At 67.3% G+C, this 15,645-nt stretch carries 13 protein-coding genes; 11 read left to right on the top strand and 2 right to left on the bottom strand.

Annotated elements, in window-relative coordinates; all coding sequences use genetic code 11:
* Positions 1-88: 88 nt before the first annotated feature.
* The 8 genes from BLX41_RS17445 to BLX41_RS17480 all read left to right on the top strand — a co-directional run bounded on the left by BLX41_RS17445 (position 89) and on the right by BLX41_RS17480 (position 9,954).
* A complete protein-coding gene (locus BLX41_RS17445; protein WP_123725890.1) occupies positions 89-2,611 on the top strand; it encodes a TonB-dependent receptor in 2,523 nt (840 codons plus the stop codon).
* Positions 2,612-2,650: 39 nt separating this feature from the next.
* Positions 2,651-4,573, top strand: a complete 1,923-nt coding sequence (locus tag BLX41_RS17450; RefSeq protein WP_123725891.1) for a phytase — start codon at positions 2,651-2,653, stop codon at positions 4,571-4,573.
* An 81-nt stretch (positions 4,574-4,654) separates the two neighbouring features.
* Complete coding sequence (gene tolQ, locus BLX41_RS17455) at positions 4,655-5,365, top strand: protein TolQ (RefSeq protein WP_123725892.1); 711 nt, start codon at positions 4,655-4,657, stop codon at positions 5,363-5,365.
* Between the two features lie 16 nt (positions 5,366-5,381).
* Positions 5,382-5,828, top strand: coding sequence for a protein TolR (gene tolR, locus BLX41_RS17460; protein ID WP_123725893.1), 447 nt, complete (start codon positions 5,382-5,384; stop codon positions 5,826-5,828).
* Positions 5,825-6,643, top strand: a complete 819-nt coding sequence (locus tag BLX41_RS17465) for an energy transducer TonB (RefSeq protein ID WP_123725894.1) — start codon at positions 5,825-5,827, stop codon at positions 6,641-6,643. Before tolR ends, BLX41_RS17465 begins: the two co-directional genes overlap by 4 nt.
* Before the next feature lie 197 nt (positions 6,644-6,840).
* A complete protein-coding gene (locus tag BLX41_RS17470; protein WP_259744981.1) occupies positions 6,841-7,248 on the top strand; it encodes a c-type cytochrome in 408 nt (135 codons plus the stop codon).
* 86 nt (positions 7,249-7,334) lie between these two features.
* Entirely contained in the window at positions 7,335-8,663 is a 1,329-nt protein-coding gene (locus tag BLX41_RS17475) for a D-arabinono-1,4-lactone oxidase (RefSeq protein WP_185073645.1), read from the top strand.
* 85 nt (positions 8,664-8,748) lie between these two features.
* A complete protein-coding gene (locus BLX41_RS17480) occupies positions 8,749-9,954 on the top strand; it encodes a DSD1 family PLP-dependent enzyme (RefSeq protein WP_185073647.1) in 1,206 nt (401 codons plus the stop codon).
* A 67-nt stretch (positions 9,955-10,021) separates the two neighbouring features.
* Here BLX41_RS17480 and BLX41_RS17485 read toward each other — a convergent pair whose 3' ends face one another.
* Positions 10,022-10,966, bottom strand: coding sequence for a SphA family protein (locus tag BLX41_RS17485; protein ID WP_041752362.1), 945 nt, complete (start codon positions 10,964-10,966; stop codon positions 10,022-10,024).
* Between the two features lie 260 nt (positions 10,967-11,226).
* On the opposite strand from BLX41_RS17485, the gene BLX41_RS17490 reads away from it, so the two are divergent.
* From BLX41_RS17490 to BLX41_RS17505, 3 genes are all read left to right on the top strand, one after another.
* Complete coding sequence (locus BLX41_RS17490) at positions 11,227-12,264, top strand: AraC family transcriptional regulator (protein ID WP_011061981.1); 1,038 nt, start codon at positions 11,227-11,229, stop codon at positions 12,262-12,264.
* 291 nt (positions 12,265-12,555) lie between these two features.
* Positions 12,556-13,443, top strand: a complete 888-nt coding sequence (locus BLX41_RS17500; RefSeq protein WP_123725898.1) for a Dyp-type peroxidase — start codon at positions 12,556-12,558, stop codon at positions 13,441-13,443.
* Between the two features lie 17 nt (positions 13,444-13,460).
* Positions 13,461-14,429 (top strand): Gfo/Idh/MocA family protein, encoded by a 969-nt coding sequence (locus tag BLX41_RS17505; RefSeq protein ID WP_185073649.1) that lies wholly within the window; start codon positions 13,461-13,463, stop codon positions 14,427-14,429.
* A gap of 475 nt (positions 14,430-14,904) precedes the next feature.
* Here BLX41_RS17505 and BLX41_RS17515 read toward each other — a convergent pair whose 3' ends face one another.
* Positions 14,905-15,642: a TorF family putative porin gene (locus BLX41_RS17515; RefSeq protein ID WP_123725900.1), complete on the bottom strand. Its 738-nt coding sequence runs from the start codon at positions 15,640-15,642 to the stop codon at positions 14,905-14,907.
* Positions 15,643-15,645: the final 3 nt, after the last annotated feature.

A 15,645-nucleotide genomic window follows, 5' to 3' on the forward strand; every position in this document is an offset into this window, starting at 1 on the left:
ACAGAACCGTCATTCGCCGACCCTAGCGTGCCCTCCCAGTTGCCGGGCCTCTTGCCCGGCGTTAGCGGACTCTTGGGGGAGGACCATCATGTACAAGCGCAGCAGTCCCGGGCTTGTCAGCTTTACCTTGACCGCGCTGGCCATGGCCATCGCCAGTGAACGCTTGAGCGCCGCGGAACCTGCGGCCACCGAGCATGTGGAAGTGGTGGGCCAGGCCGCCAGCATCGACCAGGCGCTCAAGGAGCAGCGGCGCTCGGACAGCATCGAAAGCGTGGTGCACGCCGACGGCGTGGCCCAATTGCCGGACCAGAACGTCGCCGAGGCGGCGCAGCGCCTGCCGGGCATCAGCATCGAGCGCGACCAGGGCGAAGGGCGCTTTGTCAGCGTCCGCGGCCTGGGCCCGGACCTCAACAGCGTGACCATCAACGGCACCCTGGTGCCCTCGCCGGAAAGCGCCCGCCGAGCCGTGGCCCTGGATGTACTGCCCTCGGAACTGGTGCAGTCGCTGTCAGTGATCAAGACCCTGACCCCGGACATGGACGCCAACTCCCTGGGTGGCACCGTGGATGTGAAAAGCCTCTCGGCCTTCGACCACAAGGGCCTGTTCTACACCGGCAGCAGCGAGGCCAGCTACGATCAGAACACGCGCCAGACCAGCCCGAAATTCTCCGGCGCGGCGAGCAACCGCTTCAGCCTCGGCGACGGCGTCGACAATTTCGGCGTGGCCGCGGCCCTGAGCTGGCAGAAGCGCGATTTCGGCTCCGACAACGTCGAGACCGGTGGCGCCTGGGACTTCGAACAAGGCGCCAAGCTGCAGGAATTCGAGCAGCGCGACTACGCCATCAGCCGCGAGCGCGCCGGTGGCGGCCTGAACTTCGACTACAAGCCCGACGACAGCAGCAGCTACTACCTGCGCACCCTGTACAGCCGCTACAAGGACAGCGAGACCCGCAACTCCACCAGCATCGAGTTCGCCGATCCCCTGGCGGCCGGTGAGCGCGGCGACGCCGAAGCCTCGCGCAAGCTCAAGCAGCGCGAGGAAACCCAGGAGATCCAGTCCTACGTGTTCGGCGGCGAGCGCCAGCTCGGCCTGTGGACCCTCAGCGGCCAGACCGGCTACAGCCGTTCCAGCGAAGACAGCCCGGCGCATATCGCCGGGGCCACCTTCAAGGGCAACAGCGATTTTTCCGACAGCGGCTTCTACGACAACGGCAAGCCGCGCCCGGTGATCGGCGCCGGTTTCTATGACCCGGCCAACTTCACCCTGGACAAGGTCGATTGGGAACAGCAGAACACCACCGACACCGAGAAGAACCTGCGCCTGGACCTGGCCCGGGACTATGACCTGAGTGGCTACGCCGCGCAGTTCAAGTTCGGCGGCAAGCTCAGCCGGCGCAACAAGGACAACGACCTGGAAGCCTGGGTCTACAAGGACTTCGACACCCTGGGCTTTACCGACCAGCAGCTCAACCTCGGGCAGTTCCAGAAGGGCAACGTGGACTATTCCCTTGGCCGCTTCGGCCCGGGCATCAGTGGCGGCGCCATCAAGCAACTGATCGGCGGCCTGAATCAGGCGGCCTTCTACGACGAGGAAGAATCCCGGGTCAACGACTTCAAGATTCGCGAAGACATCAACGCCGGCTATTTCATGAACACCCTGGACATCGACGACTGGCGCTTCATCGCCGGCCTGCGCTACGAGGGTACCGAGTTCGAGGCCAAGGGCACCGGGGTCACCGACGGCGCCTTCACCGCCACCGACACCCAACGCCGCTACCAGCACTGGCTGCCGGGGCTGCATGCGCGCTACCAGCTGGACAAGAACACCCAGGTCCGCGCGGCCTGGACCAAGAGCGTGGTGCGCCCGACCTTCGGCCAACTGGCCCCGGGCTTTGTCATCGACGGCGACGAGGCGACCTTCGGCAACCCCGACCTCAAGCCCCTGGAGTCGAGCAACCTGGACCTGGGCATCGAGCACTACATGGGCCATGCCGGCAGCGTCTCGGCCTTCGTGTTCTACAAGGACATCCAGAACTTCGTCTACAACACCGACCTGGCCGGCACCGGCGCCTGGAGCGGGTTCTCCGAGGCGCACACCTTCGCCAACGGCGACAGCGCCAAGCTATACGGCCTGGAACTGGCCTATTCGCAGAAATTCGACTGGCTGCCGGCGCCGTGGAACGGCCTGCTGCTGGGCGCCAACAGCACCTTCAGCCGCTCCAGCGCGAGCATCGAGGGCTTCGACCAGAAGGCCGGGGTCAACCGCAAGCGCGACATCGACCTGCCCAACCAGTCGGACACCGTGGGCAACCTGATGCTCGGTTGGGAAGACGACAAGCTCAGCCTGCGCCTGTCGGCCAACTACAAGTCGGCCTACCTCTATGAGCTGGCCTCCATCAGCGACAAGGCCCACGACCTGCACGTGGATGCCCAGACCTTCGTCGACTTCAGCGCCAAGTATTCCCTGAGCAAGAACCTGCAACTGAGCTTCGAGGCGCAGAACCTCACCGACCAGCCGTACTTCGTCTACACCGGCAACCGCTCCTACAACGCCCAGTACGAGGAATACGGCCCGACCTACAAGCTCGGCCTGACCTTCACCCATTTCTAAGTAGCGGGCCCTTGCCCGACCGCACACCCAAGGATTGTGATGAGCACTGTATCGACCGCAAGAAACCGCCTGCTGGCCCTGTGCATTGGCTTGACCTGTGGCGCCGCCCTGGCGGCCCCCAACGTGCCCGGCCTGAACCTCAAGCCCTGGGCCGAGCAGACCCCGGGCGTTACCGGCCTGGGGTTCGTGCCCGCCGGCACAGGCGCCGACCGGCTGCTGGCCAGCGAGCGCGAAGGCCTGTTGCTGCTGGATGAACAGGGCCGCCAGCTGGCCCGTTTCAAGGGCTCGTTCAACGGCCTGGACAGCCGCGCCGCCGGCCAGCAACTGCTGGTGGCCAGCCTCGACAACCAGCGCCAGCAGGCGCTGCTGCTGAGCCTCGACCCGGCCAGCCGTACCTGGGGCCAGCCGCTGTACCTGCCGCCCCGCGACTTCCCGGTCAACGGCCTGTGCCTGTACCGCGACGAGGCCAGCAACCTGTTCCTGTTCCTGGTGGGCGAGGAGGGCAAGGGCGAGCAGTGGCTGGTGGGCCACGGCGCGCAGTTGAGCGCCGAACCGCAGCGGGTACGTGGCCTGCCCCTGCCGCCGGAGGCCAAGTTCTGCCAGGTGGACGACGCCGTCCAGCAACTGCTGGTCAATGAACAGAATGTCGGCTGGTGGGCCTACCCGGCCCATGCCGAAGCCGACACCGCGCGCCAGCCGGTGGCCCTGCGCGCGCCCTTTGGCGACATCAGGAAAAGCGCCGGGGCCATGGCCCTGGTGCCGGGCGGGGTGCTGGGCCTGGACCCGAAGGCCGCGCAACTGCATCTCTACCAGCAGCAGGAAAAAGGCTGGCTGGCCCAGGCCACGTTGCCCCTGGCCGGCCTCAAGGAACCGGAAAACATCGCCCTGCGCGCCAGCGGAAAAGGCCTGCAGGTCTTGCTGCGCGATGACGAGGACGGGCGCCTGTACCAGGGCCAGTTGAACTGGCAGGCCACTGCGCTGGCCCTGCCGCCGGTATTGCCCACCGTACAGGCGGCGGCACAGAGCGAGCCGGTGGGGCGCCAGGGCGATGCAGCCGATGATCCGGCGATCTGGGTTCACCCGCAGCAGCCCTCCCTGAGCCGGGTGCTGGGCACCAACAAGAAGCAGGGCCTGCTGGCCTACGACCTGCAGGGCAAGCTGTTGCAGGAGCTGGCAGTGGGCCGGCTGAACAACGTCGACGTGCGGCCCAACTTCCAGCTCGGCGAGCGCCGTGTGGACCTGGCCGTGGCCAGCAACCGCGACCGCAACAGCCTCAGCCTGTTCGCCATCGACCGCGCCAGCGGCGAGCTGAGCGAGGCCGGCGAGGTGCCGACGCCGCTCAAGGAAATCTACGGCATCTGCCTGTTCCAGCCGGCCAGCGGCGAGATCTATGCGATTGCCAACGACAAGGACGGCACCTTCGTCCAGTACCGCCTGAGCGCGCCTGGCGGCACCGCCCAGGGCGAGCTGGTGCGCCAGTTCAAGGTGGCCAGCCAGCCCGAGGGCTGTGTCGCCGATGACCAGCGCCAGCGCCTGTTCCTTGGGGAAGAGGACGTTGGCGTGTGGGCGGTGGATGCCCGGCCCGAGCAGCCGGCGACCCTGCACAGCGTGATCAAGGTCGGCGGCCTGTTGCAGGCCGATGTCGAGGGCCTGGCCCTGTACCAGAGCAACGCCCGCGACTACCTGGTGATTTCCAGCCAGGGCAACGACAGCTACCTGGTGCTGGATGCCGAACCGCCGTTCGCTTCCCATGGCGCCTTCCGGGTCAGCCTCAACGCCCGCGCGGGGATCGACGGCGCCTCGGAAACCGATGGCCTGGAAGTCACCTCGGCCAACCTCGGCGGGCCCTGGAGCCAGGGCCTGCTGGTGGTCCAGGACGGGCGCAAGCGCATGCCCGAGCAGACCCAGAACTTCAAGTTCGTGCCCTGGGCCGAGGTCACCCAGGCCCTGAAGCTGCCCTGAGCCGGCGGTCATCACCTTGTCATTTGAATGTCATCGAATAGCCCCGCCAGCCCAGGCGGGCACCCGAGAAGGAGTTCCACCATGCAGGCCACACTCGAACACATGAGCATCTGGGGGCTGATCAGCGATGCCAGCCTGTTGGTCAAGGCGGTGATGCTGACCTTGCTCCTGGCGTCCTTGCTCAGCTGGTACCTGATCATCCAGCGTGGCGCCGTGCTGCGCGGTCGTGAGCAGCGCTTCCAGGCTTTCATCCAGCGTTTTCGCGCCGCCCCCGAGCTGCTGCCGCTGTACCGCGAAGTGGCCAGGGGCAGCGACGCCGAAGGCGGCGTGGAGCCGATCTTTGCCGCCGGCTACCAGGAGTTCAGCCACCTGCGCGGCCAGCCCGGCGGTGCCGGAGAAGGGGTGCTGGAGGGTGTGGAACGGGCCTTGTACGTGGCCATCAGCGAGCAGGAAACCCGCCTGGAAAAGGGCCTGCAGTTTCTCGCCACTGTGGGTTCGGTAAGCCCCTATATCGGCCTGTTCGGCACCGTGTGGGGGATCATGAATTCCTTCCTCGGCCTGTCCCAGGTGCAGCAGGCGACCCTTTCCACCGTGGCCCCGGGCATTGCCGAGGCGCTGATCGCCACCGCCATCGGCCTGTTCGCGGCCATTCCCGCGGTGATTGCCTACAACCGCTTTTCGGCCCGCAGCCAGACCCTGCTGACCCGCTACTACGCCTTTGGCAATGAACTGCAAGTACGCCTGCATCGCACCTTGCAGGGCACCCCGAGCCACCTGGCCGTGGCCGCCTGAGAGAAGGAGCAAGCCGATGTTGACCCGGCCGCAACGCAAGCACGGACCCAAGGCGGAAATGAACGTGGTGCCCTACATCGACGTGATGCTGGTGCTGCTGGTGATCTTCATGGTCACCGCGCCGATGCTCACCCAGGGGGTGAAGATCGAATTGCCCAAGGTCGCCAGCGACGCCCTGGCCACCGACAGCCGCCAGCAGATCCTCACCCTGTCGGTGCAGGCCGGTGGCGGCTACTACTGGAACCTGGGCAGCGAACTGGACACCCGCAATCAGACCGACAGCGCTGTGGACCTTGAGCAGATGCGCGCCAAGGTGACCCAGGTGATTGCCCGGCGCGGCGACACCCAGGTGTATATCCGCGCCGACCAGGACGCCGCCTATGCCAGCGTGGTGGCGGCCATGGCCGCGTTGCAGCAGGGCGGGGTACACAACCTGGGGCTGGTGACCGAGGCCCCGCAATGACGGCGATGATCATGCACAACCCCACCGCGATGCCCCTGCGGCCCGAGGCGTCCGGCTTCTGGCGCAACAGCCTGGCGGCCAGCCTGGCCCTGGCCCTGCACGCCGGAGTGCTGGTGGCGCTGGTGCTGGGCTGGTCGGTGGACAAGCCGCAGGTCGAGACGCCGCCGGTACTGACCACCCAACTGGTGATGCTGGCGCCGCCTGCCGCCCCCGCGGAACCGCTGCCGACGGTGGTCGAGGTGGCGCCACAGCCACCGCCACCGCCCGCGGCTGCGCCGGAGCCGGAGCCGGCCAGGCCCCGGGTTGACCCCCAGGTACAGGCGCAGAAGCTGGAGCAGGCGGCCCTGGCGCGCAAGCGGGTGGAAGACAAACGTGAGCAGGTGCAGGAGCAGCAGCGCCAGCAGCGCGAGCGCCTGGAGGCCGAGCAGCGCCGGCGCGATACCGAGCAACGTGTGGCCCAGGAACAAGCGCAGGCCCAGCGTGCCGAACAGTCGCGGCTGGCTGCCGAGCGCACGCGCCAGCAGGCGGCCCAGGCGGCGGCCGACAGTCGCCAGTACCAGCCCCTGAGCAAGGAGGCCCCGGACTACCCGCAACGGGCCCTGGACAAGAACCTGGAAGGCGACTGCACCGTGGAATACAGCGTCAACCCCCAGGGGCGGGTGGAGAACCCCAAGGTCATCGACGGTTGCCACCCCCTGTTCATGCGCCCGTCCCTGGCAGCGGTGGCGACCTTCCGTTATCAGCCGCGGCTGATCGATGGCCAGGCGGTAACGGTGCCGGCGGTGCGCAACACCTTCCACTACCGGATCAAGTAAGGCGCGGGGCAGGCATGGGCCCGTTGCCATGCAGGCAGCCTCTGGCTGACCGTGCGCGCCCTGGCTGGCCGAGCCTGTCCCCTTGGCTGGCCGCCAATGCCCTCAACCCCGGGGCGCGGGTGTCTTAGTGTGGCCGGGTGTGGTCCGCCGCTGTCGCCGGGGCGGGCCCCTTGCCCTGGCCGCACTGAGGACCGCCGATGCCCACTGTCACCCCCGCCTGTTCGCGCCCGTTGCGGCGCCACTCTTGGCTACCGATTCGTAGCGCCCTGGGCCTGGCCTTGGGGCTGCTGCTGAGCGCCTGCGGCGAGGCTGAGTCGCCTGCTGCCGTGCGCCTCGACGCCGCCCGCCAGAGCCCGGCCGACCCGGCCCTGGCGCAGGTCTACGCCAGCAGCTGCCAGCTGTGCCATGCCAACCCGGCCTCCGGCGCGCCCCTGGCCGGCGATGCCAAGGCCTGGGCCCCGCGCCTGGCCCAGGGCGCCGACACCCTGCTGGACCACAGCATCAACGGCTACCAGGGCATGCCGCCCATGGGCCAGTGCATGCAGTGCAGCGAAGAGCAGTTCCTGGCCCTGATCAGCTTCATGTCCGGCCATTCATTCCAATAAAAAGCACAGGTTCTCCCTTCATGGTCATGCACCTTTCCCGACGCCGGCTGCTGCAAGGGGCCGGCGCCCTCGGCGCGTTCAGCGCGCTGTGCAGCAACCCGCTGCTGGCCGAACTGGCCCGCGCCCCGCGGCTGATTCCCTGGCGCAACTGGTCCGGCGCGCAAAGCTGCCTGCCCCAGGCGCGGCTGGCGCCCAAGGACCTGGATGAACTGCGCCAGGTGGTCCGCCAGGCCCCGGGCAAGATCCGCCCGGTGGGTGCCGGGCACTCCTTCAGCGCCCTGGTGCCCACCGACGGCACCTTGCTGTCCCTGGCCTATTTCAACGGCCTGCTGGACCACGACCCCAAGACCCTGCAAGCCGAATTCGCCGCCGGCACGCCCATGTCGCTGATGGGCCCGGCGCTCAAGGAGGTGGGGCAGGCGCTGTGGAACATGGCGGATATCGACTACCAGACCCTGGCCGGGGCGATTGCCACTTCCACCCACGGCACCGGGATCGGCTTCGGTTCCTATTCGTCCCGGGTCTGCGGGCTGCAACTGGTGACCGCCAGCGGCGAAGTGCTGGACTGCGACCCCCGGCGCAACGCCGAGGTGTTCCACGCCGCCCGGGTGTCCCTCGGCGCGCTGGGGGTGGCGACCCGGGTGCGCCTGCAGAACCGCGAGGCTTATCGCCTGCGGGAAAAACAGTGGATCGGCAAGACCGAGGAACTGCTGGAGGACATGGACAACCTGACCCGCGACAACCAGCACTGGGAAATGCTCGTGGTCACCCACTCCGACTACGCCCTGGCGGTGGCCCTGAACGAAACCACGGAACCGCCGACCCCGCCCACCGATCCGGCCGAGGAGGGCGGCAACGAGTTCGTCAACCTGATCGAAAACCTCGACAAGTACGTCAGCGACTTCCCCGAGACCCGCCGCCACCTGCTCAACAGCCTGCGCTGGCTGGCGCGCTTCGATGAGCGGGTGGGGGATTCCTACCAGATCTACGCCAACGTGCGCAGCGTGCGCTTCAACGAAATGGAGTACTCGGTGCCGGCGCACCTGGGGCCGGCGTGCCTGCGGGAAATCCTCGCGCTGATCCGCGACAAGGACCTGCGCACCTGGTTTCCCATCGAGTACCGCTACGTCAAGGCCGACGACATTCCCCTGAGCATGTTCGAAGGTCGCGACAGCTGTTCGATCTCGGTGCACCAGCACTACAGCATGGACCACCACAACTTCTTCGCCGCCGTGGAGCCGATCTTCTGGAAGTACCAGGGGCGCCCGCACTGGGGCAAGCACCACAGCCTCAACGCCCGCACCCTGCAGGGGCTGTACCCGCAATGGGCAGCCTTCGCCAGGGTGCGCCAGGCACTGGACCCGCAAGGCAAATTCATCAACGCCCACCTGGCCTCGGTGCTGGGTGTGGCGTGAACAGGAGATGCGCACAATGAACCGTCGTCATTTCATGGCCGGCACCCTGGGGGCCGGAGTCTTGCTGGCCGGTGTCGGCGCCTGGCTGCGGCCCGGCGACCGGGGCCTGCCCTACAGCCCGTACTTCGCCGAGCTCAATCGCGAGCTCAAGGCCCACGGGCCGATGCAACCGGTGATGCTGATCGACCTGGATCGCCTGGACCACAACATCGATGTGGTCATGCAGTCGGTGCAGCGCGGCGGCAAGCACCTGCGCCTGGTGGAAAAATCCCTGCCGTCGCCCGGGCTCCTGGCCTACATCGCCCAGCGCGCCGGTACCCGGCGCCTGATGTCCTTCCACCAGCCGTTTCTCAACCACGACGCCGAGGTATTTGCCGACGCCGATATCCTCTTGGGCAAGCCCCTGCCGATCCGCGCCGTCGAGCTGTTCTACCAGCAGCTCAAGGGGCCGTTCGACCCGCGCCGGCAACTGCAATGGCTGCTCGATACCCCCGAACGCCTGCAGCAGTACCTGGCGCTGGCCCAGGGCCTGGGCACGCGGATGCGCATCAATATCGAACTGGATGTGGGGCTGCACCGTGGCGGCGTGGCGGACCACGCCGTGCTGGGGCGGATGCTGGCGCTGATCAGCGCCAACCCCCGGCACCTGGAGTTTGCCGGCTTCATGGGCTACGACCCCTTTGTCGACATGGGCGTGCCGGGGATTCTCGGGTCGCCGCAAAGCCTGTTCGATAAGGTCATGCAGCGCTACAACGGCTTTGCCGATTTCACCCGTCAGCAGTACCCGGCGCTATGGCAGGCCGAGCTGACCCTGAACACCGCCGGCAGCCCCAGCTATCGTCGGCACGAGCAGGAAAGCCTGAGCACCGAAGTATCGGTGGGCACCGCACTGCTCAAGCCCAGCCACTACGACCTGGCGTCCCTGGAGCAGCACGTGCCGGCCGCCTTTATCGCCACCCCGGTGCTCAAGAGTACCGGGCCGGTGCGGATCCCGGCCCTGGACGACAAGTCGCGGCTGTTCTCCTGGTGGGACCGCAACCAGCACCAGACCTTCTTCATCTATGGCGGCCACTGGCTGGCGGATTTCGAATCGCCGGCGGGTCTGCAGAGCAACGAGCTGTTCGGTCGCAGCTCCAACCAGGAGATGGTCAACGGCTCCCGCGCCGTGGGCTTGCAGGTGGACGACCAGGTCTTCCTGCGCCCGCAGCAGAGCGAAGCGGTACTGCTGCAGTTTGGCGACCTGCTGGCCCTGCGCGGCGGGCGCATCGTCGAACGCTGGCCGGTGTACTGATCCCACGTATAGCCCTTGCCTGGCGATCTCCCGCCGAGCCCGCAGCAGCTTCAGGCTGCCGCGGGTTTCACAGGGCAAAGGGAATGGTCAGCTTGGCCCAGAGCATGTCGCCCTCGGGGCGGTTTTCCACGTCGAACTCCTTGGCCCAGCGGATCTCGGCGCTGGCGTACCTGAGAAAGCGCAGGTGCAGCGCCGGGCCGATGGCGAACACTTGCCCGCGTACCCCGTCACTCACGTCCTCGCCCATGAAGGTCACGGTCTTGCCGTTCTGTTTGTCGTCGGTGGTCTGCTTCAGGTAGTAGCCGTTGAGCCCCAGGCTCAGGTCGTCGGTCAGGCGGTAGCTGGCCGAATAGTCGAAGTGCAAGATCTGCCCGGAACGGTAGTGGGTGGCGTGGTTTTCCTGGTTGAAGCTGTAGGTGCTCTTGAACGACAGCTCGGTGCGTTCGCTGGGCAGCCAGGTCATGGAGAACAGCGGCTTGTAGGTGGTGAAGTTGTTGCTGGTGTTGGCCAGCCGATCGGCATCGTACTGCCCGGTGGGCAGGGTCACTTCCAAGGCCGCGCCCAGGGTCAGGTCGGGGCCCATGTCCCACAGGATGATCGGCGCGAAGGTGGTATCGCCCATGCTTTCGCGGCGGTCGCTCTGGCCGTACAGCGACACCTGCTGGCGCAGGTAGGGCTGGGCCACGTAGCCCCCCAGGCGCCCGCCCAGGACCCGCAGCGGGCTCAGGTAGTCCAGGCGCGGGATGATCGCGTCGGAGGTGATCCTGACCTCCTGGACCTTGCCGCCAAAGGAGCTGATGTCGAGCTTCCTGGCCTGGTAATGGTTGTAGTAGAGGTTGAAGGCGAACATGTGCTCCGGGAGCTGGTCGGGGCTCAGGGGCAGCACGTAGAAGCCGTCGGTGCCGGGGCCGATATTGTCGACCCCGGATTCGGTGGCCTGGGCATTCAGGTTGGCGCAGGCGGCCAGGGCCACGCCCAGGTGCAGGGAGCGAGTGAGGCGGGTCGGGTGCATGGTTGGGCTCATTCTTATTGTTAGTGGGGGCGCGGCGGCAGGCACGCCGCCCGCCCCATAGAAATAAGCCCTGGGCCGGGCGCGGGGCAGGGTATTGGCGGACAGGGAGGGGGACTTTGTCGGACACTTTGCAATGCTTTGTTACATTCCCCCGTAAAACCCCAGGCAACGGGATATGCTTGAACCGCCGGTGAAGCCTTGGCACCGGTGCCTGACCGACAATAAAAACAGCCGCTCAAGCGGCCCGGAAGCCCACTCCCATGCAGATCAAAGCCGCCGATGCCCACGACCAGCTGGCCCTGGTTTCACCCTTCCTGCTGCAGACCCTGGCGGATGTCGCCGAAGCCAAGGGCGTCAGCGCCGAGCGCCTGTGTCGCGGCCTGGGCTTTACCCTGGACGACCTGCAGGACCCGACCCTGCGCATCTCCTACCGCCAGGCGGTGGCGATGATCGAACGTGCCCTGGCGGCATTGCCGCAGCAGGGCCTGGGGCTCTGGGTCGGCAGCCGCAATGTGCTGGGCACCCTGGGCCTGCTGGGGCATGCGTTGTCGTTGTGCCGGACCCTGGGCGACGCCTTCGAGCTGGGCATCCGCCATCAGCACACCTCCGGCACCATTGTCAGCGCCGATGTCGGGCGCCAGGGCGAAGAGTTCTTTGTCGAGCTGCAATGCCGCCTGCCCTACGGCGAGGTGCAGATCTTTGCCGCGGAAGAGTTCTTCGCCAGCCTGCTGATCTATGGCCGGGCCCTGGTCAGCGCGGATTTCCAGGCCCTGCGGGTGGAGTTCATGCACGCCGCGCCGGCCTATGCCGAGCTCTATACCCGGTTGCTGGGCCCCCACGTGCAGTTCGGCTGCCTGCAGGCGCGCATGGTGATCGAGGCCCGCTGGTTGCAGGCGCCGCTGCCCAACCATCATCCGGTGGCGCTGCGCCAGGCGCTCAAGCTGCTGGAACTGGAAAGCGCCCAGGTGCACCAGAAGATGGACCTGATCCAGGCGGTGGAGCGCGCCCTGAGCCGGGACCTGCGGGCCGGCAGCCATATCGAGCAGGTGGCGGGGGATTTGAACATGAGCGGGCGCACCCTGCGCCGGCGCCTGACCGAACACGGCCTGACCTTCGAGGCGCTGCTGGAACGGGTGCGCCAGGCGCGAACCCTGAACCTCTTGGGCAACCCGGAGCTGTCCATCGAACGCATCACCGAAGAGGTCGGCTACAGCGACGTGCGCAGCTTCCGCCGGGCCTTCAAGCGCTGGACCGGCCTGAGCCCCAGCGCCTTTCGCGAAGAGGCGGCGCTGCATTGAAGGCCGCCCCTGTAGCCGCTGCCGAGCCCGCGAGGCTGCGCAAAGGCCCGCAGGGCCTTGCTTGGCGATCTCCCATCGAACCTTGAGCGGCCTCCAGATCCCCGCGTCTGCTGCGTCGCAATGCCGCCCATGCCGTTCTCAGCCTGCGGCAGCGGCTACACAACCCCGGCCCGGCCTTTTCACCACGGCCTTGCAACGTCGCCGCGCAAGCGGCGACAAGCCTTGCCCGTTTCGACGCTGACGCCGGCAGCCCATGGCGGTAAACTCCTGCGCCTTTATTCAGGAGTTCCCATGAGTTACTACCAGCCCGGCATCCTCGCTGCACCCGTTCCGTCCCAGGCCCGCCACCTGTTCTTTGCCCTTGAGTCCATCGAGGCGTTGCCCCAGGCCCTCGACCAGTTGCTGGCACGGGTGGATGGCGCAACGGCGGTGGCAGGTTTTGGCGCGTCGCTGGTCAAGGCCCTGGGCGCGCGAGTGCAAGGGCTCAAGGCGTTCCCGGCGCTGACCGGCGTGGGCGTGGACAACCCTTCGACCCAGCACGCGCTGTGGGTCTGGCTGCACGGTGATGATCGCGGCGAGCTGCTGCACCGCAGCAACGAGCTGGCGGCCGCCCTGGCCCCGGCCTTGCGCCTGGTCGGCATGAACGAGACCTTCCGCCACAAGACCGGCCACGACCTCACCGGTTATGAAGACGGCACCGAAAACCCTCAGGACGAAGCCGCCGTGGCCGCCGCACTGGCCGAGGGCGAAGACGGCCTGCGCGGTGGCAGCTTTGCCGCGATCCAGCAGTGGCAGCACGACTTCCAGGGGTTTGCCGCGATGCACCAGCAAGAGCGCGACCACATCATGGGCCGGCGCCTGAGCGACAACGAAGAACTGGACGACGCGCCGGTCTCGGCCCACGTCAAGCGCACCGCCCAGGAAAGCTTCACCCCGGAAGCCTTTCTCGTGCGCCGCTCGATGCCGTGGATCGAAGGTGACAAGGGTGGCCTGATGTTCCTTGCCTTCGGCCACACCCTGAACGCCTTCGAAGCCCAACTGCGGCGCATGAGCGGCCTGGAAGACGGCATCACCGACGGCCTGTACCGCATGAGCCGGCCGATCACCGGGGGCTACTACTGGTGCCCGCCGCTGCACAACGGCCAGCTCGACCTGCGCGCGCTGCAAGCGTCGAAATGAACACCGGGGCCGAGCCGCTGCGGACCGTGCGCTGGGGCATGATCGGTTGCGGCAGTGTTACCGAGCGCAAGAGCGGCCCGGCCTTCTACAAGGTTCCGGGGTCGGCGCTGGTGGCGGTGATGGGACGCCGGGCCGAGGCGGTGCGCGACTATGCGCAGCGCCACGGCATTGCCCGCTGGTACACCGATGCCCAGGCCCTGATCGACGACCCCGAGGTGGACGCGGTGTACATCGCCACGCCCCCCGACAGTCATTACGCCTACAGCCTGCAAGTGGCCGCCGCCGGCAAGCATTGCTGCGTGGAAAAACCCATGGCCCTGCATGCCGGGCAAAGCCTGGCCATGCAGCAGGCCTTCGAGCAGGCCGGGCTGCATCTGTTCGTCTCCTATTACCGGCGTTCCTTGCCGCGCTTTGCGCAGGTGCGGCAATGGCTGGCGGATGGGCGCATCGGGGAGGTCCGGCACCTGCACTGGAGCCTGAGCAAGGCTGCCTCCGAGGCCGACCGCAGCGGCGCGGCCAACTGGCGTACCGACCCGCAAGTGGCCGGCGGCGGCTATTTCGCCGATTTGGCCAGCCATGGCCTGGACCTGTTCCAGTACCTGCTGGGCGATATCGTCGAGGTGGCCGGCTTCAGCACCCGCCAGGCCGGGCTGTATGCCGCCGAGGATGCGGTCAGCGCCAGTTGGCGCTTCGCCTGTGGGGCGCTGGGCAGCGGCGCCTGGAACTTCGTCGCCGACCGCCGGGTGGACCGGGTGGAAATCATCGGCAGCCAGGGGCGCATCACTTTTTCCGTATTCGACGAGCATCCGCTGCAACTCGAAGCCGAAGAGCCCCTGAACCTGTTCATCGACCACCCCGCGCACATCCAGTGGCATCACGTGCAGGGCATGAACGCCCATATCCGCGGCCAGATCCGGCACCCGGCCCTGGCCAGCGAAGCCCTGAAGACCGACCGGGTGATGGACCGCATCCTGCAGCGCGGCTGATCCTGAGGCGCCCGCCTTTCGGGCCTCTTCGCCGGCAAGCCGGCTCCTACGGGGTTTGTGGGGGGCATTGCCGGCGTGTTCCTGCGGGCTTTTGTAGGCGCTGGCTTGCCAGCGAAGGCGGCCTTGAGGCGGGTGCCAGTCGTTCGGGCCCCTTCGCCGGCAAGCCGGCTCCTACGGGGTTTGTGGGGCGCACTGCCGGCGTGTTCCTGCGGGCTTTTGTAGGAGCTGGCTGGCCAGCGAAGGCGGCCTTGAGGCGGGTGCCAGTTCTTCGGGCCTCTTCGCCGGCAAGCTGGCTCCTACGGGGTTTGTGGGGCGCACTGCCGGTGTGTTCCTGCGGGCTTTTGTAGGAGCTGGCTTGCCAGCGAAGGCGGCCTTGAGGCGGGGGCCAGTCGTTCGGGCCCCTTCGCCGGCAAGCCGGCTCCTACGGGGTTTGTGGGGGGGCATTGCCAGCGAAGGTGGCCTTCGGGATGGGCATTCAGAAGGTCTTCTTGACGCTGGCCACCCAGGTGGCGCCGCACAGGTCGTTGAAGCCGTAGTTGCTGGTGCACTGGCTGCGGGACAGGTCGGTGTCGATGTAGCTCAGGCCCAGTTCCAGCCCGGCCATTTCCCGGGTCAGTTTGGCTTCCCATTCGTGGTAGCTGTCCTCGCCCTGGCCCGAGGCGCGGATCAGCCGCGGGTCCTTGAAGTCCATCTGGCCGTAGCGCAGATGCAGCCCCAGTTCCAGGGGCAGTCGGGTCTCGTAGCCAAGGTAGCGGTACAGGGTGCTCTGCTGGCTGTCGATGCCGGGGGCATCGTCGGAGTAATAGGCTGCCAGCTTGACCCCGTAGACGCTGAGGATGCCGTACACCTCGCTCTGGTTGAACTGGGCTTCCCGGGGGTAGCTGTACTTCAGGTAGCCCAGGTCCAGGCTGATGTCTGCGCTGGCCTGCCACAGCCAGCCGCCGTAGTAGTCGACTTCCTGGCGGGTCTTCAGGCCACCGCCGAAATCGACGTTGGAGCTCCAGGTGCCCAGGTACAGGCCGCTGCTGTGCAGCAGGGTCACGGCCGCCTGGGCCGCGGGGTCGTTCTGGGTCTGGGAGATGCCGCGGGTGCGGTAGTCGCTGGCCAGGGTCAGCTCCAGTTCCATGGCCAGGTCGTCGGTCAGGGGCAGGGCGTGGCCGGCCTGCGGCAGCAGGCACACGGCGCCCAGGGTGAGCAGGGTGAGGGTCTTCATGGG

It is taken from the genome of Pseudomonas protegens, from assembly GCF_003732485.1.
GTDB classification, from domain to species: domain Bacteria; phylum Pseudomonadota; class Gammaproteobacteria; order Pseudomonadales; family Pseudomonadaceae; genus Aquipseudomonas; species Aquipseudomonas protegens_B.